We start from the raw sequence: 1,070 nt of genomic DNA on the forward strand, positions 1-1,070 counted from the left end.
GACAAGCAAAGGGGCGGTGTTTTTTGGTCTCCTTCCAACCAAGATGTGCATGGCATTTTAGGGACAGCACGCCCCATTAGCTATTTTGATGGGGAAATTGATCATGAGGCAAATCGCCTTAACCAAGCCGATATTGCGACCTTTATTCCAGCACGGCTTAGCCAAAATGGGCAGGGAGAAGTAGCTGCCAATGGCCGCATTTTATGGGGAAATCATACCACCTCCAGTGATCCGCTCTGGCGCTTTGTCAATGTGGTGCGCACCCGTGCAGCTTTGGAAAAAACCATCATCAATAATTTGCGCCCTTGGGCCAATGATGAGAATCTGACTGGTCAACATGTTATTGCCATTACCCGCTCTTTGACCAGCTTTCTTGATGATATGATTGCACGCGGTGCACTGCTTGGTGGGCGGGTTTGGTTTGATCGTGATTTAAATTCCAACAGCAATTTACAACTGGGAAAATTGCGGGTGGAATTTGATGCAGAAGAAGTGCCACCTTTAGAAGATTTAAGCTTTGGCAGCCGGCGCAATGGAGCTTACTTTAATCGGCTTGCTGAAGATATCCAAAAGAAAATGACATATGCCTTTGGTGATACGCTAGAGGGTTATCGCAAAGCAGCAAGGAGTGACATATGACTTTAAGAATTGTTCGCGGTTTTACCTTGATTGTTGATGATGATGTGAATCTCCATCTTGATCTTGAAACCCTCAAATTACCTACGTTGGAAGAAATCACTGAAACCTATCAACCAGGGGGCTCTGATATGCAAATTGATGTGAGCGGTCTTGGTGTGAAAGCTTTGAGTTTACAAATGAAAATCCGCAGCCATACCCCCGAAATTATCGGCATCTTTGGTGGTCCCCCTGGTCTTCGTCATAAATTCACTGGCAAAAAACATGTGATTTCTGAAGAAGATGGGCGTGAGCATGAACATTCCATTGATGTGACAGGGCGGTTGGTCAAAGTGGATAGCGAAGGCTTAACAGCTGGGAAAGCCACAGGCTATGATTGCGAGATCAAAAATGTTTGGGATTATACGGAATTTTGGGATGGTTCTGTTTTGCAC

2 protein-coding genes are annotated in these 1,070 nt (G+C 45.3%); both read left to right on the forward strand.

Annotated elements, in window-relative coordinates; all coding sequences use genetic code 11:
• On the forward strand, window positions 1–639 hold a 639-nt coding region (locus ACFIK1_RS00715), incomplete at its 5' end, for a phage tail sheath family protein (protein WP_375661843.1).
• On the forward strand, window positions 636–1,070 hold a 435-nt coding region (locus tag ACFIK1_RS00720; RefSeq protein ID WP_375661844.1), incomplete at its 3' end, for a phage major tail tube protein. The genes ACFIK1_RS00715 and ACFIK1_RS00720, both read left to right, overlap by 4 nt.

The sequence above is a fragment of the Bartonella sp. OC16QHHD genome (assembly GCF_042194035.1).
Taxonomy (GTDB): Bacteria; Pseudomonadota; Alphaproteobacteria; order Rhizobiales; family Rhizobiaceae; genus Bartonella.